This window comes from Geodermatophilus dictyosporus (assembly GCF_900115505.1).
Classification (GTDB): domain Bacteria; phylum Actinomycetota; class Actinomycetes; order Mycobacteriales; family Geodermatophilaceae; genus Geodermatophilus; species Geodermatophilus dictyosporus.
This window is the reverse complement of the sequence record NZ_FOWQ01000006.1, coordinates 134,566-154,607: the sequence shown is the minus strand read 5'-3', so window position 1 is coordinate 154,607 and position 20,042 is coordinate 134,566. Positions and strand designations below refer to the sequence as shown.

Here is a 20,042-nt window from a genome sequence, read left to right as displayed (position 1 = left end):
ACGCACCCCCGGTACCCGGGTCAGGCGGCGGGCACCGGGAGCGACAGGCCCTCGCCGGCGACGACGTCGAGGTCGGCCGCGCCGCCGGTGCCCCCCGGCGCCACCCACGCGGTCTCCACGATGGTGACGACCGAGCCCTCGACCGCGCTGGCGTACTCGGCGCCGGAGAGCCCCGCGGGACCGCCCGGGTAGCCGATGCCCTCGCGCAGCAGGTCGCTGACGTTGCCGCTGCCGTCGCGGTCGGCGAGCGCCCGCAGCGCGCGGGCACCGGCGTCGTCGCCCATGTCGACGGCGGCGACCGAGACGACGACCGCGCGGCCGTCGACGTCGGTCGACCACAGGGCCCGCGACAGGCCCGCGCAGTCACCGGACTCGAAGAAGTCGGCGACGTCGCCGTAGGCGTTGCCGGTGCACGTGTCCTCGGTGAGCACCTGCTGCAGCACGTAGCCGCGCCCGCCCACGACGCTGCGGTCACCCGGCTGCGGCGGCACGGGCGTCCGGGCCGCGGGGCTGGTGCTCGCCACCGCCGGGCCGGTGTCGGCTGCCGAGGCGTCGTCGTCGCCCCCGGTGAGGCCGACCACCCCGGCCACCACCGCGACCACGACGGCCGCCGACCCGGCCGTGAGCAGCGCGAGGCGCCGCCGGGCGGCCGGCGAGCGGCGCCGGGGCCCGACCAACGGGACCGGCGGCTCCGGCGGGGCGGCAGCGGCCGCTGCCGGGGCGGGCTCCCGCGCGGGCGGGGCGTCGGCGTCGGGGTCGCCGAACAGCCCGCCGAGGCCGCCGGTCTCGTCGGCGGGTGCCTCGGGCGGCGGCACGGCGGCCACGGGCGCCACGGCTACCGCCACCGGAGCCGGGGCGAGGACGGCGGGCGCGCCGGACTGCGCGGCGGGTGCGGTGAAGCGGGCCGTCGGCGGGTGCGGGACCGGGATCGCGGGGGGTGCCGGTGCGGCGGCCACCGGCGCGGCGGGTGCCGGGACCAGGCCTGCCGCCGCACGGGCCGCGGCCTCCTCGTCGGCGCGGATCGCGGCGGCGGCGACCGCGGCGGCCGCGACCGGGTCGACCAGCGGCACGGCGGCGGGAGCCGCGCTCCCACCGGCCATGGCCGGGCTCGCGGCCATCGCGGCCGGGGTGAGCAGCTCGCGCTTGCGCAGCACGTAGGGCGAGTACGGGAAGCCCTCGCCGTTGAGCTCCTCGACCGACGGGCCGCGACCGGGCAGGCCGAGCGCGGTCAGCGCAGCGCGGACGTCGGCGGTGGTCCACAGCCGCGGGTTGTCCACGCCGGCGTAGCGGGCCGAGCGGGCGATGCCCAGCAGCAGCGAGCGCGGCTCCAGCAGCGCGACCTGGTCGCCCTCGCCGAGGTCGCCGTCGGCCGGCACCAGGCCGGTGAGGTCCCCGACGAGGACGGTGAGCCGGGCGATCCGGCCGGGCTCGAGACCGGCGCGGCGCAGCCGGACGGCGGCGTCCATGCCGGCGCGCATCAGCCCGTCGAGCGTCGACGACCCGCCGCCGGCCAGCTGCAGCACCTCACCGGGACCGGCGTCGGGGCCGATGGTCCAGGACCCCTCGGGGGTCGCGGTGACCACGCCGCTCTGGCGGACCACCTCGACGACGCGCACCACGGCCAGGCCCTCGGGCACGAACAGCACGGCGTCGGCGACCCGCCGGTCGACGGGTCCGTCGACCACGGGGATCGACGCGACGACGGCACCGCGGACGGTGCCGCCGCGGTCCCAGCGGGTCAGCTCGGCGAAGAGCGCGTGCTCCCCTGCCGTCTGCAGCGGCGCCGGGGTCAGGGCCAGCACGTCGTCCTCCGGGGGGTCGGGTGCGGGGGGCAGGCGCCTCGGGGCGCGCAGGAGGGCCCGTCGGGGCCCGGGGGCCGGCGACGGCGCCGGCCGGGGCCGACGTTACGACATGTGACGGTCCGGTCCCGGTCCTCGACGCGGCGACGCGCCGCCGGCGGGGAACGGGACCTCGGGGACGTCGTCGTCCGACCGGCCCGGCTCGAGCGGGCGGCGCCACCGGGCGAAGGAGGAGCTGCGGGCCACCAGGTCCAGCCCGGTCCACAGCACCGTGAAGCCGGCAACGACCAGACCGATCGACCACCAGCCGAGGTCCCACGGCGGCAGCAGCCCGGCGGCCTCCTGCACCCAGCCGGCGGTGTAGACGGCGGCCGCGGTGACCGGGGCGGCGACCCAGCCCGGCAGCCGGTGGGTGACCGCCACGTCGACGCAGACCGCGCCGACGAGCAGCACGAACGGCAGCACCGACGGCGGGAAGTCCAGCGCCACCAGGCCGGCCCACACGACGGCGCGGTAGGCCAGGTAGCCGCCGGCGAGTGCGGTGGCCGTCCAGCGCAGGCCGACGACCCGGCGGGCCACGACCAGCGACAGCAGGCCCGCACAGAGCAGCCACGCGGGGTGCACCCAGGAGGGCACCGGGAGCATGAACGTCGTCGGCGTCTGGCCCTGGGCGACGGCGAAGTCGAGCAGCTGCGGCTCGGCCGTCGTCCGCCCGGCGTCGTAGGCGCGCAGCGACAGGACGCCGTACTCCTGGTGCTGGTTGGGGAACAGCACGTTCTCGACGAAGAACAGCCACAGGCCCAGCGACACGAGGTCGCGCACCCGGCCCGGGGCGGCGTAGAGCCACCAGCCGCGGACGGCTCCGGCCAGCATGACCGCCGTGCCGAGGTAGAGCAGCGCGTGGCTGGGGCTCCAGCTGGTGATGTCCAGCCCGTTGACGCGGTGGTTGACGAGGTCGACCGGGACGGCGACCAGGAAGGTGCCGATCCCCCACTGCATCAGCCGCAGCGCCCGCCGGTCGACGCCGTGACCGCTGTAGCTGTGGAACACCACCAGCGCGACGACGACGGCCGTGCCCGCCGAGTTGAGCAGGTGCGGGGGCGCCAGGTCGTCGCGCAGCCACTTGAAGTGCCAGGAGACGTCCCAGGACGAGCCGAGCATCTTGAGCAGGAAGGCCCCGAGCCACGCGGTGTAGATCCAGCGCAGCTCGGTCTGGCTGGTGGGCCGGCCGGGCCGGCCGGGCGTCATGTAGGCCGACCACAGCCAGCGCAGCAGCGCGACGGGGTGCCGGAACCCGGCGGCCGGCGAGACCGGTGCTGCGGGCACCGCTCGGGCGGGGACGACGGGCTGCGGCACGGGGTCTCCAGGGGTACGGGGTCGGGCTGGGCCGAGGGTAGCGGCGCGGGTTGCTCCGGCCGACCCCCTGAGTGGCGCCGGTGTGGCGGCTGCGGTAGAGGGCGGTCCCCCGGGGCGGGCGGGACGGACGGGACGTAGGGTCGATCGTCGTGGCGGACAGCGGCGGGCACCTGGTCTGGATCGACTGCGAGATGACCGGGCTGGACCTCACCAGGGACAAGCTGATCGAGGTCGCGGTCGTGGTGACCGACTCCGAGCTGCGGGTCCTCGACCCGGGCCTGGACCTGGTGATCTCGGCCGACGACGCCGACCTCGAGGGCATGGCCGACGTGGTCACCGAGATGCACGCGAAGTCGGGGCTGACCGAGGCCGTCCGCGCCTCGACGCTCACCGTGGCCGAGGCCGAGCAGCAGGTGCTGGCCTACGTGAAGCGGTGGGTCCCCGAGCGGCGCACCGCCCCGCTGTGCGGCAACTCGATCGGCACCGACCGCGGCTTCCTGGCCCGTGACATGCCCGAGCTCGACGACCACCTGCACTACCGGATGGTCGACGTCAGCTCGATCAAGGAGCTCGCCCGCCGCTGGTTCCCGCGGGTCTACTTCGCCCAGCCGTCCAAGGGCCTGGCGCACCGGGCGCTGGCCGACATCGTCGAGTCGGTCCGCGAGCTGGCCTACTACCGGCGGACGCTGTTCGTCGACGCCCCGGGCCCCTCGACATCGCAGGCCCAGCGCGCGGCCGGCGAGGTGGCGGGCAGCTTCGCCGACGTCCTCGCCGCCGCCGATGCCACCCCTCCGGCCACCGCGGCCGGCGAGGACCCCCCGGCCGCGTCGGGCAGCTGACCGGCTCCGGTATCCTCGTCCCTGCTCCCCGGCGCCGCAGGCTCCGGGCGGGTACGCGGTGGGTGTAGCTCAGCTGGTAGAGCACCAGGTTGTGATCCTGGGTGTCGCGGGTTCGAGCCCCGTCACTCACCCCACCTCGGGAGGCCCCGGTCAGGGAACTGGCCGGGGCCTCTCGCTCGTCCGGCTCCGCTGGACGGGGTCGGGTGGTCGGGGCGACGCTGGTGCCTCGCCTCCCCGGCGCCCGGGGACGGCGGGACCCCGGAGAGGCAGGGACGGCCGTGATCAACCTGACGATCGTGCTGAACGAGAAGCCCGGCACGGACCGCGGCGAGGCGCTCCGCTACTGGCGCGAGACACACGGGCCGATCGCCGGCAGGATCCCGGGCGTCCGCCGGTACGTGCAGCACCACGCCGTCGGTGCCCCCGAGGGTGATCCCCCCTTCCTCGGCGTGGCCAGCCTGTACTTCGACGACCAGGAGGCCTTCGCGGCCGCGACCGGGTCGCCGGAGTTCGCCGCGGCCGTCGCCGACGTCGAGAACTTCGCCGACCCGCAGATGACGACCGCCTTCACCGAGGACGTCGTGGTCGTCGACTGACCCCGGCCGTCGGTCCTGACGGCGGGGTCAGCGGCGGCGGGTCTCGGGGAACAGCAGGTCGAGGAAGCGGGCGGCGGCGGGCCGGGGCTCGTGGTCGGCCAGCCCGGGACGCGCGTCGGCCGCGACGAAGACGTGCTCGGGCCCGTCGAGGTCGGGGACGAGGAAGTCCAGGCCGGTGACCGGGATGCCGATGGCGCGGCTGGCGCGCACCGCGGCCTCGGCGATCGTCGGGTGCAGGCGGTCGGTGACGTCGGTGATGGTGCCGCCGGTGTGCAGGTCGGCGGTGCGGCGCACCTGGATGCAGGTGCCGGCCGCGGGCACGTCGTCCATCCGCCAGCCGGCCGCGGTGACGACGTCACGGGTGGTGTCGTCGAGCGGGATCCGCGACTCCCCGCTGGTGGTCCGCTCACGGCGGCGGCTGGTCTCGCGGATCAGGGTGCTGACGTCCCGGGTGCCGTCGCCGACGATCTCGGCCGGCCGGCGGACAGCGGCGGCGACCACCCGGTGGTCGATCACCACCACGCGCAGGTCCAGCCCGGGGACGCGCTCCTCGACGAGCACGTCGGGGCAGTGCCGCCGCGCCGAATCCAGGGCGCGGTGCAGACCGGGCTGGTCGCGGACGCCGACCGTGACGCCCCGGCCCTGCTCGCCGCGGGCGGGCTTGACGACGACCTCGCCGACCTCGCGCAGCAACGCCTCCGCCGCCGTCGCGTCGCCGTCGGTGACCTCGACACCGTGGGCGACGCGGACGCCGGCGCGGGCCATGACCCGGCGGGTGACCCGCTCGTCGTCGCAGCGGCTCATCGCCACCGCGGTGGTCAGCTCCGACAGCGACTCCCGGGTCAGCACCGTCCGGCCGCCCAGGGTCAGTCGCAGCTCGCCGAAGGCGGCGTCGGTGACCTCCACCCGGATGCCGCGGCGCAGCGCCTCGTCGGCGAGGATCCGCGCGTGGACGTCGAGCTCCTCCAGGCCCGGCGGGGCGGCGGCGAACAGCGGCGCGTTGATCGGGTTCTTCCGCTTGACGCAGACCACGGGCACCTGACGGAAGCCCAGCGTGCGGTACAGCGCCAGCGCCGGGCCGTTGTCGTGCAGCACCGACAGGTCCAGATACGCCCGCCCGCGGGCCAGGTAGCGCTCGGCGAGCACCCGCACCAGCGCCTCCCCGGTCCCTGGCGGGGCGGCCTGCCCATCGACCGCCGGGCACCACAGGCTCGCGCCGCGCTCGGGGCAGCCGAACGCCGCCACGTGGTCCACGCCGGTGACGGCACCCACCACGTCCCCGGTGCGCCGGTTCTCGGCGACCAGGTGGGTGACCGTGCGCCCGGAGTGGTGCCGCCACATGGTGGCGCGGTCGCCGGGGACCATGCCGGCGGCGGCGTGGAGGCGCGCGCTCGCCGCGAGGTCGTCCGAGCAGGTCACGGTCCGGACGAACACGTCGTCGATGAGCTCCCGCCGTGGCCGGTAGCGGTGCAGGTCCAGGCGCAGCACGTAGGAGGGGTCGATGAACAGCTCATCGGGGGCCAGGCCGACCAGCACCTGCGGATCGGGCGGGTAGATGCAGATGTCGCGACGGCCGTCCTCCTCGGCGTGCAGCGCGGCGACGATGCCGTACAGGGTGGTGAACGTCTGGCCGAACACCAGCCGGCCCCAGCCCATGTCCAGGGTGGCGTCGGTGCGCATGCCGCGCAGCTGGTGCTCCGACGGCTGCTGCCAGGGCGTACCGGTGATCGTCGGAACGGCCGCCGACCGCCGGCGGAGGTCAGGCCGTGCGACCACGGGTCACCTCCCCGACCTGCTGCGCCGCTGACGGGGAGGGATCCGGAGGAGGCGCGAGAGTCTCCACGACGTGCTGCCACCCGAGGTCGCACCCGGTCCGCGGGCGGCGTGCTGCACCCGGGCCGTGCCAGGGACCCGTGCCCACCCGGACGCGGACCAAACGCACCGGACCGGCAGGGCGAGCCCGATGATCGCGGGGCCGCGGTCACCGGGACCGGCCGGGCCGCTCCCGCGGGTGCCTGCGGAGCGTCCGCCCGGAGGAGCTCGAACACGCCCTCTGCGACGACCGCCCGGGGTGCCAGCCGCAGGCTCGCGGCGTGACCAGGTGGCGGCGGCCACGGGCAGCTGCAGGCCGGCCGAGGCCCCGAGGTCGACGTGCACCGGCCGCGGGGCGGGACCGGATGGGCGGAGAGAGGACAGGAGCGCACGGTGCCTCGGAGGGGAGGTGGGACGTCCCCGGTCGCTCGAGGCCCCGCCCCCTGCCCACCGCCGGGACGTGCACCACATCCACCCCGCCGCGGGTTGGGCAGCCCGTGGCTGGGCACAGTGCAGGAGCGGTGCGGGGTGAACAGCGTCCCGTTGCCCCGCCCCTCCCCGAGAGATCCCCATGACCCCTGCCCAGACCCGGGCCGCGGCTCCCGCCGTCCCCCTGTCCGACCACACTCTCGGCGACCTGCCGCCCGAGGTGTCCGTCCCCACCTACGACCGCGCGGCGCTGCGCCCCGGCATCGTGCACATCGGCGTCGGCGGCTTCCACCGCGCCCACCAGGCCGTGTACCTCGACGAGCTCGCCCGCAGCGGCGAGACCGGCTGGGGCGTGGTGGGCGTCGGCCTGCACAGCCGCGAGATCGGCGAGGTCCTCGCGGGCCAGGACCGCCTCTGGACCGTGGTCGAGCGGGCCGCCGACGGCGACCGCGCCACCGTCGTCGGTGCCCTGACCCGGTACCTCTACGCCCCCGACGACCCCGAGGCCGTGCTCGCCGTCCTGACCGACGAGCGCACCCGCGTGGTGACGCTGACCATCACCGGCACCGGCTACCGCATCGACGCGCACACCGGCGAGTTCGACGCCGACGACCTGCACGTCGCCCGCGACCTGGAGGACCCCGGCACGCCCGAGACGGTCTTCGGCTACCTGGTCGAGGCCCTCCACCGGCGCCGCGAGGCCGGGCTGCCGCCGTTCACGGTGCTGTCCTGCGACAACATGCAGTCCAACGGCACCGCGGCGCGGACGGCGGTCGTCAGCTTCGCCCGGCTGCGCGGCGGGGACGGCGGCGGGGACCTCGCCGACTGGATCGACGGGCACGTCGCCTTCCCCAGCAGCATGGTCGACCGGATCACCCCCAACACCTCCCCCGAGGACCGGGACGCCGTCGCCGCCGGGACCGGCGTCGACGACCGGTGGCCGGTGGTCGCCGAGCCGTTCCGGCAGTGGGTCGTGGAGGACTCCTTCTGCAACGGCCGGCCGCCGCTGGAGCAGGTCGGCGTCCGCTTCGTCGACGACGTGTCGCCGTACGAGACCGTGAAGACCCGGCTGCTCAACGCCGGGCACACCGCCATCGCCTACCTGGGCTACCTCGCCGGCTACCGCACCACCGCCGACGTCATGGCCGACCCGGTGTTCCGGGCGTACCTGACGAGGCTCATGGCCGAGGAGATCGCGCCGCACCTCCCGCAGGTGCCCGGCGTCGACCTCGACGAGTACCAGGCCACGCTGATCGACCGGCTGGCCAACCCCCGGATGGCCGACCAGCTGTCCCGGCTGGGCCGGCGCGGCTCGACCAAGATCCCCAACTACCTGCTGCCGTCGGTGCGCGCCGCGATGGAGGCCGGGCGCCCGCACCGGCTGCTGTGCGTGGCGGTGGCGGGCTGGCTGCGCTTCCTCCGGGGCCACGACTACGCCGGGGACGAGGTGCCGGTGCAGGGGCCGCGGATGGACCTGGTGCCGATCGCGCAGGAGGCGGGCGGGGACGCCGCGCCGCTGCTGGCGGAGCGGGCGGTGTTCGACCACGTCGGGCAGGACCCGCGCTTCGCCGACTGCGTGCAGGAGGCGCTGTCCGCGCTCGACCGGCAGGGACCGCGGGAGGTCGTCGAGGAGCTCCTCGCCGGCGGAGGCCCGGCGTGAGCGCCGGGTGGCTCCACCCGCTGGACCCGGCCGCCGTGACGACCCTGCTCTGCGACGCCGACGGCACCCTGTTCCCCTCCGAGGAGCCGGCGTACGCGGCGTCGGCCGACGTCACCAACCGCTTCCTCGCCGGCCTCGGTGCCGGGCGCACCTACGCACCCGACGAGCTGCAGCGGATGACCAACGGCAAGAACTTCCGGGCCGCTGCCGGGGACCTGGCCACCGCGCACGGGCGGGAGCTCACCCGCGCCGACCTCGAGGACTGGGTCGTCGAGGAGAAGGACGTGGTCACCGCCCACCTGCGCACCGTCCTGCGCCCCGACCCCGCGGTCCGGGGTCCGCTGGAGCGCCTGTCCGGCCGGTTCGCGCTGGCCGCGGTCACGTCCAGCGCCTCCTCCCGGCTGGCCGCCTGCCTCGAGGTCACCGGCCTCGCCCCGCTGTTCGACCCGGGACGCCGGTTCAGCGCCGAGGACTCGCTGACCGAGCCGACCAGCAAGCCCGACCCGGCCGTGTACGCGTACGCCGGCGCCACCCTCGGGGTGGGCCCGGCCGAGGCGGTCGCCGTCGAGGACTCGCTGAACGGGGCCCGCTCGGCGGTGGCCGCCGGGTACCCGACGATCGGGATCCTGCAGTTCGTCCCGGACGCCGACCGGCGGGAGCGCGCCGAGGCGCTCCGTGAGATCGGCGTCGCCGCGGTCGTCGGGTCGTGGGCCGACGCGGAGGACCTGCTGTGCTGATCCCGCCGCCGTCCCCTCGCGCTAGCGACGGTGTCCCCGTGCCGCGGGTCCTCCACTGGGGCGGCCCCCGCCACGGCGAGGTCGACGACGTGCCGGCCGAGCAGCTGGCGTCCTCGCTGCTCGTCTACGACGGACCCCGGTGGTTCGGCGTCTACCAGCGCTTCGAGCCCGTGCAGGTGCGGGTCACCCCTGGCGGCCCGGCCGAGGTGTGGGTGGTCCGCGAGTAGCGGACCGGAGCCTGGTGCCGGTCCGCCGGGTGGGGCGGGGAGTGTGCGACGCTCGCCGGCTGTTGCACGACGTGACCGACCGGGCGCACGTCGCCGGCAGGGCCACCAGCGAGGGCGCACCACACCAGGGAGATCCGCCGATGACGACCACGAACGCCGCGCTCCGCCCGGACGAGACGGGCCCCGCGTCGGCGGACGTGGCGGCCGAGGCCGCGCGGCGGCGGACGTTCGCCGTCATCAGCCACCCCGACGCGGGCAAGTCGACGCTGACCGAGGCGCTGGCCCTGCACGCCCGGGTGATCGGCCAGGCCGGCGCGGTGCACGGCAAGGCCGGGCGGCGCGGGACGGTGTCGGACTGGATGGACATGGAGAAGGCCCGCGGGATCTCGATCACGTCGGCCGCGCTGCAGTTCTCCTACCGCGACACCGTGGTGAACCTCCTCGACACCCCCGGGCACGCCGACTTCTCCGAGGACACCTACCGGGTGCTCACCGCCGTCGACGCCGCGGTCATGCTCATCGACGCCGCGAAGGGCCTCGAGGCGCAGACCATGAAGCTGTTCGCCGTCTGCCGGCACCGCGGCATCCCGGTCGTGACCGTGGTGAACAAGTGGGACCGCCCCGGCAAGGACGCGCTCGAGCTGATGGACGAGGTCGCCGAGCGGACCGGGCTCACCCCCACCCCGCTGACCTGGCCGGTGGGGATCGCCGGCGACTTCCGCGGCGTGCTCGACCGGCGCGACGGCAGCTACCACCGGTACACCCGGACGGCCGGGGGTGCCACGGTCGCACCCGAGGAGGTCCTCTCCCCCGCCGCGGCCGCCGCCCGCGAGCCCGACGCCTGGGCGCAGGCCCGCGAGGAGGTCGAGCTGCTCGACGCGACCGCGGGCGGGCACGACCAGGAGCTGTTCCTCTCCGGGGTGACCACCCCGGTGCTCTTCGCCTCCGCGGTCTCCAACTTCGGGGTCGGCGCGCTGCTCGACGTCCTCGTCGACCTGGCCCCGGCACCGGCCGGCCGGCCCGACACCGACGGGGTCGCCCGTCCGGTCGGCGCGCCGTTCAGCGCGTTCGTCTTCAAGGTCCAGTCGGGCATGGACGCCGCCCACCGCGACCGGCTGGCCTACATCCGGATCTGCTCCGGGGTGTTCGAGCGCGGCATGGTGGTCACCCACGGGCCGACCGGCCGTCCCTTCGCGACCAAGTACGCCCAGCACGTCTTCGGCCGCGAGCGGGAGAGCATCGACGTCGCCTACCCCGGCGACGTCGTCGGGCTGGTCAACGCCTCGGCGCTGCGGGTGGGCGACACGCTCTTCGCCGGGCGCCCGGTCACCTTCCCGCCGCTGACCACGTTCGCGCCCGAGCACTTCGCCGTCGTCCGCAGCCTGGAGACCGCCAAGCACAAGCAGTTCCGCCGCGGGATCGAACAGCTGGAGTCCGAGGGAGTCGTCCAGGTGCTGCGGTCGGACCGGCGCGGCGAGCAGGCCCCGGTGTTCGCCGTCGTGGGCCCGATGCAGTTCGAGGTGGCCGCCCACCGCATGGAGCACGAGTTCTCCGCCCCGGTGCACCTCGAGCCGCTGCCCTACACGCTGGCGATGCGCACCGACGAGGCGTCGGTCGCCGGCATCACCGCCAGCTCCGGCACCGAGGTGATGCAGCGCAGCGACGGCGAGCTGCTCGCGCTCTTCACCACCAAGTGGGTCATGGGCGTGGTGCGCAACGGCAAGCCCGGGCTGACCCTCGAGCCGCTGGTCGCCGCCCAGCTGGGCTGACACCGCCGTCGAGCCGGTGCGACCCGGCCGGTGGGCGACGCCGCCGGGTGCGGCGGCTCACCCCCGGGACGCGTCGGGCTCCACGACGGTCGCGGTGCCGGCCGGGAAGAACAGGCCGGTGTGCCCGTCGGGCTCCCACCGCACCCGGTACGGCGGCCCGCCGTCGGGCTCGTGGCACTCGAGGACGACGCCGGTGCGCTCCGGCTCCCCCTGGTGCGTGGAACGGACGACGATCCTGTCCCCGACGTGCGCCTCCACGGCGGCCTCCCGGCTGACGACCCGGCCCGGAACGCCTCCAGCCTGCCCGCCCCGTCCGGGCGTCGGCAAGGGGTCCCGCGCTCAGCTCCGGCCGACCTCCGGCGGGGGCTCCCACTCGACCGTCCCGGTGCGGATCACGTCCTCGGCCACCAGGCGCAGCTTGCGGTTGCGGCGGCTGCTGACGGTGCGCAGCAGCTCGAAGGCCGCGGCCTCGTCGACCTTGCGCAGTGCCATGAGGATGCCCAGGGCCATGCCGATGCGCCGGTTGCTCTGCAGCGCCGTCTCCAGGCCGGCCAGCTGCTCGCGGGCGGCGGCCAGGTCCGCCTCCAGCCGCAGGACCTGCTCGGTCGCCCGCATCAGGGCCGCGTCGACCCGGCCGTCACCGGCGACGCCGTCGGCCGGGCCGTCCGCCGGGACGCCGTCGGGCCCGCCCGCGCCGGGGCCCCTGGCCGCGCGCCGTCCGCGCGTGTCCTCGACCACCGCACCGTCACTCGTGTCCCGGGGCCCGGAGGCCGCCCGGTCCGGCGCCACAGGCTGGACGCCGGACCATCGCGCCCGACCGTAGCGTGCCCCGCTCGGTGCCCCCCTCGGTGCCCCGCTCGGTGCTCCGCGGCCTCCCGCCGCTCCTGCCGTGACGGCGCGGCGCGGCGCGGTCCAGCGGGTGGGCGCGCTCGTCGGCGGGCAGCCGCGCGACCAGCAGGACCAGGACGGCGAGCACCGGCGGCGCGAGACCGGCCACCAGGAAGGTCGCCGACAGCCCGACCCCCTGGCTCAGGGGCCCGGTCAGCGCCACCGACACCAGCGCCAGCGCGCCGGAGACGACGAAGTCCAGGCTGGAGACCCGGCCGAGCAGCGCCGCGGGCACCCGCCGCTGCAGCAGCGTGCCCCAGACCACCATGCCGCCGTGGATGCCGGCGCCGGCCACCAGCCCGGCGGCGACCATCGGCCCGACGCGCTCGGCGGTGCCGAACACCGCCAGCGGCAGGCAGCCCACCGCCCACAGCGCCATCGCGGTGGTCAGGTAGCGGCGCGGCAGGGGGCGGGAGGCCACGACCAGCGAGCTGAGCGCGCCGCCGACGCCGAAGGCGGCCAGCACCAGCGCGTGCTGCACCGGGCCGCCGCCGGCCCGGTCCCGCAGGGCGAAGGGCGCGAGCACCTGCAGCGGCCCGGTGGTCAGCAGCACGAGCGAGCCGAACAGCAGCGTGGCCAGCAGCCAGCGGGTGCGCCGCAGGAACGCCAGGCCCTCGCGCAGGTCGGCGAGCAGCGCCCCCGCGGGGTGGCCGGCCGCGACGTCGCGGTGCACCGGCAGCAGCGGCAGCCGGAGGACGCACAGCGTGGCGCCGAGCGAGGCGGCCGCGGTGGCCAGCAGGGCGGCGCCCGGGGACAGCGCGGCCACGAGCAGCCCGGCCGCCGCGGGCCCGGCCACCTGGTACAGCGCCCGGGCGCACGGCCCCCTCGAGCCCGTTGGCCGCGAGGAGCTGCTCCGGCGGCAGCAGCGCGGGCACCAGCGCCGAGTAGGCCGGGTGGTGCAGCCCCAGCGCCACCCCGCCGAGCAGTCCGACGACGGCGAGCAGGGGCAGCGGCAGCACGCCGGCCAGCGACAGCCCGCCCACCGCGGCCACCGGCACCGCCGACAGCAGCGTCACCGCCAGCAGCAGGTGCCGCTGCGGCACGCGGTCGGCCAGCACCCCGCCGGGCAGGGCCACGGCCAGGGTCCCGGCCGCGGACAGCCCGCTGACCAGGGACAGCTCCGCCGGGCCGCCGCCGAGGGCGACGACCTGCCAGACGACGGTGACCGCCCACGAGCCGTTGGCGACCAGCGACAGCGCGAGGGAGCCCGCCAGCCGGCGGTAGGCCGGGGAGCGCAGGGGCGCCAGCGCGCGCGGCAGCGGCACCCGCTCCCCCTTCCTCCCGGTCCCCGCCATCGTGCCCGCCGGTCCCCCACCGGCACCCGCCCGTCCGCCGAGGGCGGACGCCCCCGGCGTGCCGGGGCGCGGCGCCCGTGCCAGGTGGGGCGGCTGGGACGCCTGCACCGCCCTGCGCCCGACACGCACCGGGCGGTGCTGGCCCGGCCCGGCGCGGGCTCGGACCCTGGCGCCATGACCACCGCCTACTCCTACGGGACCGCGCACGCGGTCGTCATGGTCGGCTCGGTCGGCAGCCCCGACGGGCTCCAGCCCCGCCAGATCGGCCCGGCGCACGCGACGATCGGCCGGGTCACCGGCCGCAGCCGCAAGTCGCTGTGCGGCGCCTACGTCGCCGTCGACGAGCAGGTCCAGTGGCCGCCGGAGGGGTACGAGGAGCAGCAGCTCTGCCCCGAGTGCGCCACCCTGGCCATGCTCTGACCGGCGGTCAGCCCCCGGCCACCGAGGGCAGCACCTGCACGACCGCGCCCGCGGGCACGGCCGTGCCCAACCCGGCGGCGAACCGGACGTCGTCGCCGTCCACGTAGACGTTGACGAACCGGCGCAGCGCGCCGGCCTCGTCGCGGATCCGCCGCTCGAGCACCGGGTGGCGAGCGGCCAGGGCGTCGAGCAGCCCGGCCAGCGTGGGGTCGGCGGGGTCCACCTCCAGCCGCCGGGAGCCACCGGCCAGGTCGGCCAGGACGCCGGGCAGCAGCACCTCGACGGTCACGGCAGCCGCGCCGCGCGCACGCACAGCACGTCGGGCAGGTGGTCGGCCACCAGCGTGAACGACTCCCCCTCGTCGGCGCTGGCGTACACGCAGCCGTCGCGGGTGCCGACGTAGACGCCGGTCGGGTCGGCCTCGTCCACGCAGACGGCGTCGCGGAGCACCGCGGTCCAGGTGGCGTCGGGCAGCCCGGCGCCGAGCTCGGTCCAGGTGGCGCCGGCGTCCCGGGTGCGGTGCACGCGCAGCCGGCCGTCCGGGGGCACCCGCTGCGCGTCGGCGACCAGCGGCACCACCCAGGCCGTGCCCGGGGTCGTCGGCGAGGCCACCACCGGGAAGCCGAAGTCGGCCGGCAGGCCGTCGGCGATCGAGGTCCAGGCACCCCCGGCGTCGTCGGTCCGGTAGACGCCGAAGTGGTTCTGCGCGTACAGGCGGTCGGGGTCGCCGGCGTCGACGGCCACCTTGTGCACGCACTGCCCGTACTCGGGCGCGGGATCGGGCAGGAAGACCGCGCCGATGCCCTTGTTGCGCGGCTGCCAGGAGCCGCCGCCGTCCTCGCTGAGGTAGACCCCGCCGGTGCTCATCGCCACCACCAGGCGCTCCCCGGTCGGGTGCGGCAGCACGGTGTGCACGGCGCCGCCGCCGCCGCCCGGTGCCCAGGACGGGCGGTGCGGGTGGTCCCACAGACCGCGGACGAGGGTGAACGAGCGGCCGCCGTCCTCGCTGCGCCACAGCGAGTGCGGCTCGCAGCCGGCCCACACGAGGCCGGAGCGCCCGGCGGCGTCGGGCCGCAGCTGCCAGACGCGGGCGAGCGCGGCCCCGGTGTCGGCGGGGAAGCGGATGGCCCCCTCGTCGGTCTCCGACCAGGTGGCGCCCAGGTCGTCGGACCAGGTGACGGTGGGCCCCCAGTGCCCGTACTGGACGCCGGCCAGCAGCCGCGGCGCGGACCCGCGGACGTCGAGGCCGACCGCGGCCACCTCCTGCGCGAGCAGGTGCGGCCCGTCGAGGGTCCAGCTGCGGCGGTCGTCGTCACTGCGGGCCAGCCACAGCCCCTTGCGCGTGCCGATGGCGAGCAGGTCGGCCACGGTCCCCTCCGGTCGTCCCGGGGCCGGTGCGGCCCCTCCCGGAGGACAGACCGCGGCGGCCGCCGGAACTGAGCGGCGGGGACGGCGTCAGCGGCGGGTCGACCCCCCGCGGCCGTCGCCGGCCACCGGTGCCTGGCCCCCCTCGATGCGGCGGGTGGCGTCCGGGTCGGTGACGTGGTCACCGCCGCCGTGCCGGCCGTCGGCCAGTCCCGGGGCGAGCTTCTCGGCCTCGGCACGCAGCCGCTCGGCGGCGCTGGCGTGCTCCTGCGCGGAGGCGGCCCGCTGTCGGGCCTCCTGCTCGGCCAGGCGGGTGCGCTCCTCGACCTCGGCACGCTCGCGGCGGGCGCGGGCGGCCTGCTCCTCGGCCAGCGCCTGCTCCTTCTCCGCCTGCGCCCCGCGCAGCCGCGCCTCCTCCAGGTGCTCGCGCGCCTGGGCGCGCTGCTGCTCCCGGCGGCGGGCCGAGGCGACCCGGCTGCGCTTGGCGAGGGCCAGCCCGACCAGGACCAGCACGACCAGCGCGACGACGACGAGCAGCACGATCAACCAGGTGTCCACGACGCTCCCCTCCCCAGGAAAACGCCCAGGTGGTGCCCGCGGTCGTCCCTGGAGAAACCACGGTCACGCCAGCGCGCTGCCCGCCGTCCACTCCTCCCAGGGGATGGTCCAGTCAGAGATGTCGGAGGTCAGCGTGCCGGCGGCGGAGTTGCGGATCTCGACGACGTCGCCGGGCTGGGAGAACTCGAAGAACCAGCGGGCGTTCTCGGTCGAGAGGTTGATGCAGCCGTGCGAGACGTTCTCCCGGCCCTGCTGGGCCACCGACCACGGGGCGGCGTGCACGAACTCGCCGCTGTCGGAGAGCCGCACCGCCCACTGCACCGGCGTCCGGTAGCCGTCGGGGCTGTCCACCGGCACGCCGTAGGTGCTCGAGTCCATGATCCGCTCGGTGTTCATCTCGGTGACCACGTGCGGGCCGTTGTAGCTCGGGTTGTCCGGGCTGCCGGCGCTCATCGGGAAGTCCTGCACCAGCTGGTCGCCGTCGTAGACCTGCAGCCGGTGGGTGCCTGCGTCCGCGACGGAGACGTGCCGCTCGCCGATGGTGAAGGCCACCGTGCGGTCCTGCTCCCCCCACACGCCCTCGCCGATCTCGACGCCGTGGAGGTCGGCCTCCAGGGTGACGTCGGTGTTCTCCGGCCAGTACTCCGACGGGCGGAAGTGCACCTCGGTGTCGTCGACCCAGCTCCACACGCCGTCCGTGGGGGTCGAGCTGGTGACCAGCAGCCGGCTCTCGACGGCGGCCCGGTCCACGACCGGCTCCTCGAAGTACACCCGGATCGGCATGCCCACGCCGACGGTCTGCCCGTCGAGCGGGCCGATCGCGGGGGTGGTGAGGGCCTCCGGGCTGACGGTGGTGAAGGTGCTGCTGGCCTCGGCGGTCTCGGCGTCGGCGTTCTCCGCCGCGGCGGTGAGGGTGTAGGTGGTGCCGTAGTCGAGTGCGTCCTCCGGCGTCCACACCTCGGTGCCCTCGGTCCCGCCGTCGGCCACCGCGCCGGGCACCTCGGCGCCGGACTCGTCGGTGACCGTCACCTCGGTGACCTCGCCGCCGGTGACGGAGATCTCCACCGGGTCGGCGGGGGCCACGTCGGTCGCCCCGTCGGCCGGGGACAGCTCGACCCGTGCAGGGGCGACGTCGGCGGCGGTGGTGGTGGTGGTGGTCGGCGCCGCCGTCGCCGGCGCGTCGCCCCCTCCGCTGCACCCACCGAGCAGGGCGATCGCCCCTGCCGTGACCAGGGTCGCTGTCCGTCGCACCTCGTCGTCTCCCTGTCCCCTGGCGCCGCTCCGGCCGGAGCCGCCGTGCCCAGTGTCCCCGCCGCGGCGGAGGAGGGGGGTCCGTGCGGGGACGGTCCCCGGCGGGCCCGACCCGGGCGCTGGTATCGTTCTCCCTCGTGACCGGGGACGCCCCGGGGACACGCGCCATTAGCTCAATTGGCAGAGCAGCTGACTCTTAATCAGCGGGTTCGGGGTTCGAGTCCCTGATGGCGCACCAGGACGGCAGGCCGCTGACCTGCACGTTCGTCTCCTCCAGTCGCTCAGGAGCACCTCTCCGGCGCCGCTGCAGTTCGCACGGAGTCCGCAGCGCGTCCTCAGCAGCCACTGTCCGCACACCCGTCCCGGCGGCACGAGGGACGCGGTGCCAGCGCGGTTGCGCCCGCGGCGGCGCGGCCAGGGACGTGATGTCAGGCACAGCGTCGCCCTCCCCGCGCGCGGCCTGGGATGACAACGGACCCGACCTGAGACCCGTCGGCGGACAGCAGGTCGAAGCCCGCCCCTCCCGTGCGCTCACACAGCGCGAGACGGCTCGGGGCTCGGGTCCGCTGCCGGCACGCCTGATGCGGAGGCCACACCATCAGCCTCGGCAGGCCGCGTGGACGTCGCGATGTGCAGGGCCAGTCCCAGCACGACCAGCACCACAAGCGCAGGCAGCCGATCATCGTTGACGGAGTCGTTCTGCTGCTCCGCGATGACGGTCAGCAGGTCTTTCGCGACCCACCCGTTGACCACCTGCTGCTGCGGCGCACCCTGGGTGCGCGCCTCGTTGACCTCGTAGTCGGCCAACGCACTCACGATGTCCGAGGAACGGTCACTGGACTCGCCGGGGGCCATCACGAACCAGACGACGATGGCAGCGAGGGCCAGCACAATGGCGCCGACTCGACGGACAAGGGGCACGGTCGCTCCTCATGGAGGGGGCGGCACTCGACGCCCGATGCATCACGTGGTCGTTCCGGTCATCGGCAGACCCACCCGGTTCTCGCGTCGAGACGGCATCCAGCAGTGACCGTGGTGGAACCCACTCGGACGGCGTTGTCGGCAAGCGAAGTCCGGCGGTCCGAGGCAGGAGTCCCTCGACGCGGAGCCGTGGCCGGCGTCCCCGAGCGGCCCACCTAGGGACGGTCAGCGCGAGGGTGCTCCGCCTGCCGCGGGGGTCTGACAGCGAGAGTGCGGCGCGCGGCGCGGCGCTCCCCGAACAGTTGTCCCAGCGTCCCACCGAACGGGTCCTCCACCAGACGCAGCAGGACCTGCCGCAGTGCTCGCGATGGTGGCTCGGGTGCCAGGACGTCCCGCGCCCAGTCACGCGCGGCCTCTGCTGTAGCAGCGTCGGGATGCGTCTCTCCACGTCGAGCGGCACGCAGGACGGCTCTCTGCTCCGGCCACCGCAGGCCGGCCCAGGTGCGCTGGCGGTACTTGGGCACCACGGGGAAGCCGTCCTCGCCGTAGGCGACGGTTCCTTGCCGGTTCGGCTTCTCCTCCCTCCCATCCACGACCGCATCGTGCCCTCGCGAGCAGTGAAGGGCGAAGGCGTGTTGGACGCGTCCCGAAGGTGTCGCAGAGGCCGCCGTACTGGTGGGCCGGCCGGGATGTCCTGGAGCGGCCCACTCGAGGACAGTTGTGAGCACGTCGGTCGACGTGATGTGCGCCTTCTGTGGTCAGGGAGTCGAGACCCAGGGCATCGACCCGTGCGCACTCGTCGTCGTCGCCAACTGGCGCGCACCGAACGCCCAGCAGCAGGAGCAGCAGTTCTTCGCTCATGCGGCTTGCCTTCGATTCCTGATGCATCCCGAGGTCGCGGCTGAGGCAGTGGTGCTCGCGTGACTCCGATGTCCCATCGGCTACCCTCGAGGGGGCGGGCCGGGCGAGGCTGTCCTCAAGCGGCGAGCAGGCGAGTTGCGAAGCCCCGATGGAACGGACACCGGGCACGTGCTTGTCCTCCCGGCGGTCTTCTGGGAGCGGATCGGAGGCCACCTCTGGTGGCGACGGTGGGGAACGCCGAAGACGACGGCGGACGCATGGGTGTCCGCCGCCGCTGTTGAGCACCCGTTCCACCTCGGATGGTCCATGGACGACCTGCTCGACGAGATGCTGAACCTCTGGGACGCGGACCAGGTCGTTGTCGGTGAGGACCTGCTGTATGAGGTCCGGTGGCTGGGCCACCACGACTCCCGAACGATCGCCCGTGAGGTCTTCGACACGGACCTTGACCACGAGCGTGCCACTCGGACAAAGGTGTTCGGTCCAGACGAGTGGCGTCGCTGAAGCCGCCCTCCGAGGGAGCCGGGCCTCACGTGTCCCTGAGCGCCCCACTCAGGGACACCCACCGTCCTACCGGCAGGCTCGACGGAGACGGGTCCACAGGTCGTCCGCGACGTGTTCGCGGTCGAGGACAGCCCAGTCCTGCCCGAGGCCGAAGGGACCGTGGCCCTCGATTGAGCTGACGACGTTCCGGAGGTAGCCGTCTTCCTCGGCGATCTGGCGGATCTGTCCCCAGTTCGGATCACCCCGCCACAGGACGAGGTGCAGCGACAAGTCGAAGGTGTTGGCCGTCCAGTCAATGCCACCTTGGAGGCCGATCCCCCGGCAGCCGGTGAAGTCGTTGCCGCGAACGGTGACTCGCTTGGCCGGATCGAGGGCGTGTGGGCGCGCGTCGAAGTTGCCGTCCCACCGACCCGAGAAGGTGCAGTCCTCGAAGTGCGCGCTGGCGGTACCCAGGTTCAACTCGATGTCCACGCGCTCGAACCGGCAGCGGACGAACCGCGCAATCACCGGGTCGAAGGCGGGGCAGGTCAGTCCACTGAAGTCGCACTCGAGGAAGAGCGGGATCTCGCGGCCGACGCGCCCGGGCTTCAACGGTCGTGGAAGCAGGCTGCTCAGCGGACTTGTCGCCTCGGCGAACAACAGCCACGACACCTTCCAGTTCGACAGGTCGGCACCACGGACCAGTCCGCCGCCCTCGACCCTGACCTCGCCACCTGGCCTGGCACCCGCCTGGAGATCCGCGTAGGTGACCACGG

The 20,042-nt window shown here is 75.4% G+C and carries 21 protein-coding genes, 2 tRNA genes and 1 pseudogene; 11 read left to right on the top strand and 13 right to left on the bottom strand.

Features of this window, described 5'->3' with window-relative positions; genetic code table 11:
* Positions 1 to 20: 20 nt before the first annotated feature.
* Entirely contained in the window at positions 21 to 1,802 is a 1,782-nt protein-coding gene (locus BMZ33_RS15535; protein ID WP_091112363.1) for a hypothetical protein, read from the bottom strand.
* 102 nt (positions 1,803 to 1,904) lie between these two features.
* On the bottom strand, positions 1,905 to 3,155 hold the full coding sequence (locus BMZ33_RS15530) for a hypothetical protein (protein ID WP_169064391.1): 1,251 nt from the start codon (positions 3,153 to 3,155) through the stop codon (positions 1,905 to 1,907).
* Between the two features lie 149 nt (positions 3,156 to 3,304).
* Between BMZ33_RS15530 and orn the strand changes: the two genes are divergently transcribed.
* The 3 genes from orn to BMZ33_RS23400 all read left to right on the top strand — a co-directional run bounded on the left by orn (position 3,305) and on the right by BMZ33_RS23400 (position 4,590).
* Positions 3,305 to 3,994 carry an oligoribonuclease gene (gene orn, locus BMZ33_RS15525; protein WP_091112360.1) on the top strand — a complete coding sequence of 230 codons (690 nt, stop codon included), beginning with the start codon at positions 3,305 to 3,307 and terminating at the stop codon, positions 3,992 to 3,994.
* Positions 3,995 to 4,052: 58 nt separating this feature from the next.
* A tRNA-His gene (locus BMZ33_RS15520) sits at positions 4,053 to 4,128 on the top strand.
* Between the two features lie 144 nt (positions 4,129 to 4,272).
* On the top strand, positions 4,273 to 4,590 hold the full coding sequence (locus BMZ33_RS23400) for an EthD family reductase (RefSeq protein ID WP_091112356.1): 318 nt from the start codon (positions 4,273 to 4,275) through the stop codon (positions 4,588 to 4,590).
* A gap of 27 nt (positions 4,591 to 4,617) precedes the next feature.
* On the opposite strand, the gene ngg is transcribed toward BMZ33_RS23400, so the two are convergent.
* Complete coding sequence (gene ngg / locus BMZ33_RS15510) at positions 4,618 to 6,366, bottom strand: N-acetylglutaminylglutamine synthetase (protein ID WP_091112353.1); 1,749 nt, start codon at positions 6,364 to 6,366, stop codon at positions 4,618 to 4,620.
* A gap of 607 nt (positions 6,367 to 6,973) precedes the next feature.
* Between ngg and BMZ33_RS15505 the strand changes: the two genes are divergently transcribed.
* From BMZ33_RS15505 to BMZ33_RS15490, 4 genes are all read left to right on the top strand, one after another.
* A complete protein-coding gene (locus BMZ33_RS15505) occupies positions 6,974 to 8,491 on the top strand; it encodes a mannitol dehydrogenase family protein (RefSeq protein WP_091112349.1) in 1,518 nt (505 codons plus the stop codon).
* Entirely contained in the window at positions 8,488 to 9,228 is a 741-nt protein-coding gene (locus BMZ33_RS15500; RefSeq protein ID WP_091112345.1) for an HAD family hydrolase, read from the top strand. Before BMZ33_RS15505 ends, BMZ33_RS15500 begins: the two co-directional genes overlap by 4 nt.
* Positions 9,229 to 9,266: 38 nt before the next feature.
* Positions 9,267 to 9,455 carry a hypothetical protein gene (locus tag BMZ33_RS15495; protein ID WP_091112341.1) on the top strand — a complete coding sequence of 63 codons (189 nt, stop codon included), beginning with the start codon at positions 9,267 to 9,269 and terminating at the stop codon, positions 9,453 to 9,455.
* Between the two features lie 140 nt (positions 9,456 to 9,595).
* Positions 9,596 to 11,224 (top strand): peptide chain release factor 3, encoded by a 1,629-nt coding sequence (locus BMZ33_RS15490; protein ID WP_091112338.1) that lies wholly within the window; start codon positions 9,596 to 9,598, stop codon positions 11,222 to 11,224.
* A 57-nt stretch (positions 11,225 to 11,281) separates the two neighbouring features.
* Here the strand turns inward: BMZ33_RS15490 and BMZ33_RS15485 are convergent, their stop codons facing one another.
* The 4 genes and pseudogenes from BMZ33_RS15485 to BMZ33_RS24500 all read right to left on the bottom strand — a co-directional run.
* A complete protein-coding gene (locus BMZ33_RS15485) occupies positions 11,282 to 11,482 on the bottom strand; it encodes a DUF1918 domain-containing protein (RefSeq protein ID WP_091112335.1) in 201 nt (66 codons plus the stop codon).
* An 81-nt stretch (positions 11,483 to 11,563) separates the two neighbouring features.
* Entirely contained in the window at positions 11,564 to 11,962 is a 399-nt protein-coding gene (locus BMZ33_RS15480) for an ANTAR domain-containing protein (RefSeq protein ID WP_136697309.1), read from the bottom strand.
* A 7-nt stretch (positions 11,963 to 11,969) separates the two neighbouring features.
* On the bottom strand, positions 11,970 to 12,908 hold the full coding sequence (locus tag BMZ33_RS15475) for an MFS transporter (RefSeq protein WP_169064390.1): 939 nt from the start codon (positions 12,906 to 12,908) through the stop codon (positions 11,970 to 11,972).
* 85 nt (positions 12,909 to 12,993) lie between these two features.
* Positions 12,994 to 13,407: pseudogene (locus tag BMZ33_RS24500) on the bottom strand (MFS transporter); the annotation flags it as partial.
* Between the two features lie 174 nt (positions 13,408 to 13,581).
* Between BMZ33_RS24500 and BMZ33_RS15470 the strand changes: the two are divergent.
* Positions 13,582 to 13,827: a hypothetical protein gene (locus tag BMZ33_RS15470; RefSeq protein ID WP_091112747.1), complete on the top strand. Its 246-nt coding sequence runs from the start codon at positions 13,582 to 13,584 to the stop codon at positions 13,825 to 13,827.
* Between the two features lie 7 nt (positions 13,828 to 13,834).
* On the opposite strand, the gene BMZ33_RS15465 is transcribed toward BMZ33_RS15470, so the two are convergent.
* The 4 genes from BMZ33_RS15465 to BMZ33_RS15450 form a co-directional block, all read right to left on the bottom strand.
* Positions 13,835 to 14,116, bottom strand: a complete 282-nt coding sequence (locus BMZ33_RS15465; protein ID WP_091112744.1) for a MoaD/ThiS family protein — start codon at positions 14,114 to 14,116, stop codon at positions 13,835 to 13,837.
* The gene (locus BMZ33_RS15460; protein ID WP_091112327.1) at positions 14,113 to 15,195 is read right to left on the bottom strand and encodes a WD40/YVTN/BNR-like repeat-containing protein; all 1,083 of its coding nucleotides are present in this window, start codon (positions 15,193 to 15,195) and stop codon (positions 14,113 to 14,115) included. Before BMZ33_RS15460 ends, BMZ33_RS15465 begins: the two co-directional genes overlap by 4 nt.
* A gap of 87 nt (positions 15,196 to 15,282) precedes the next feature.
* Positions 15,283 to 15,750 carry a hypothetical protein gene (locus BMZ33_RS15455; RefSeq protein WP_091112325.1) on the bottom strand — a complete coding sequence of 156 codons (468 nt, stop codon included), beginning with the start codon at positions 15,748 to 15,750 and terminating at the stop codon, positions 15,283 to 15,285.
* A 63-nt stretch (positions 15,751 to 15,813) separates the two neighbouring features.
* Entirely contained in the window at positions 15,814 to 17,001 is a 1,188-nt protein-coding gene (locus BMZ33_RS15450) for a L,D-transpeptidase (protein ID WP_169064389.1), read from the bottom strand.
* Positions 17,002 to 17,163: 162 nt separating this feature from the next.
* Between BMZ33_RS15450 and BMZ33_RS15445 the strand changes: the two genes are divergently transcribed.
* Positions 17,164 to 17,239: transfer RNA gene (locus tag BMZ33_RS15445), tRNA-Lys, on the top strand.
* Between the two features lie 293 nt (positions 17,240 to 17,532).
* On the opposite strand, the gene BMZ33_RS15440 is transcribed toward BMZ33_RS15445, so the two are convergent.
* A complete protein-coding gene (locus BMZ33_RS15440; RefSeq protein ID WP_091112322.1) occupies positions 17,533 to 17,922 on the bottom strand; it encodes a hypothetical protein in 390 nt (129 codons plus the stop codon).
* Positions 17,923 to 18,642: 720 nt separating this feature from the next.
* Between BMZ33_RS15440 and BMZ33_RS15435 the strand changes: the two genes are divergently transcribed.
* Both BMZ33_RS15435 and BMZ33_RS23390 read left to right on the top strand, forming a co-directional pair.
* On the top strand, positions 18,643 to 18,846 hold the full coding sequence (locus BMZ33_RS15435) for a hypothetical protein (protein ID WP_091112318.1): 204 nt from the start codon (positions 18,643 to 18,645) through the stop codon (positions 18,844 to 18,846).
* Between the two features lie 243 nt (positions 18,847 to 19,089).
* Positions 19,090 to 19,287, top strand: coding sequence for a hypothetical protein (locus BMZ33_RS23390; RefSeq protein ID WP_169064388.1), 198 nt, complete (start codon positions 19,090 to 19,092; stop codon positions 19,285 to 19,287).
* 66 nt (positions 19,288 to 19,353) lie between these two features.
* Here BMZ33_RS23390 and BMZ33_RS15425 read toward each other — a convergent pair whose 3' ends face one another.
* On the bottom strand, positions 19,354 to 20,040 hold the full coding sequence (locus BMZ33_RS15425) for a hypothetical protein (protein ID WP_136697307.1): 687 nt from the start codon (positions 20,038 to 20,040) through the stop codon (positions 19,354 to 19,356).
* Positions 20,041 to 20,042 lie beyond the last annotated feature (2 nt).

Excerpts from the sequence above, each read along its gene's own strand:
- BMZ33_RS15470 (WP_091112747.1), top strand. The coding sequence starts at position 13,582 with ATGACCACCGCCTACTCCTACGGGACCGCGCACGCGGTCGTCATGGTC.
- BMZ33_RS15505 (WP_091112349.1), top strand. The coding sequence starts at position 6,974 with ATGACCCCTGCCCAGACCCGGGCCGCGGCTCCCGCCGTCCCCCTGTCC.
- BMZ33_RS23390 (WP_169064388.1), top strand. The coding sequence starts at position 19,090 with ATGGACGACCTGCTCGACGAGATGCTGAACCTCTGGGACGCGGACCAG.
- BMZ33_RS15490 (WP_091112338.1), top strand. The coding sequence starts at position 9,596 with ATGACGACCACGAACGCCGCGCTCCGCCCGGACGAGACGGGCCCCGCG.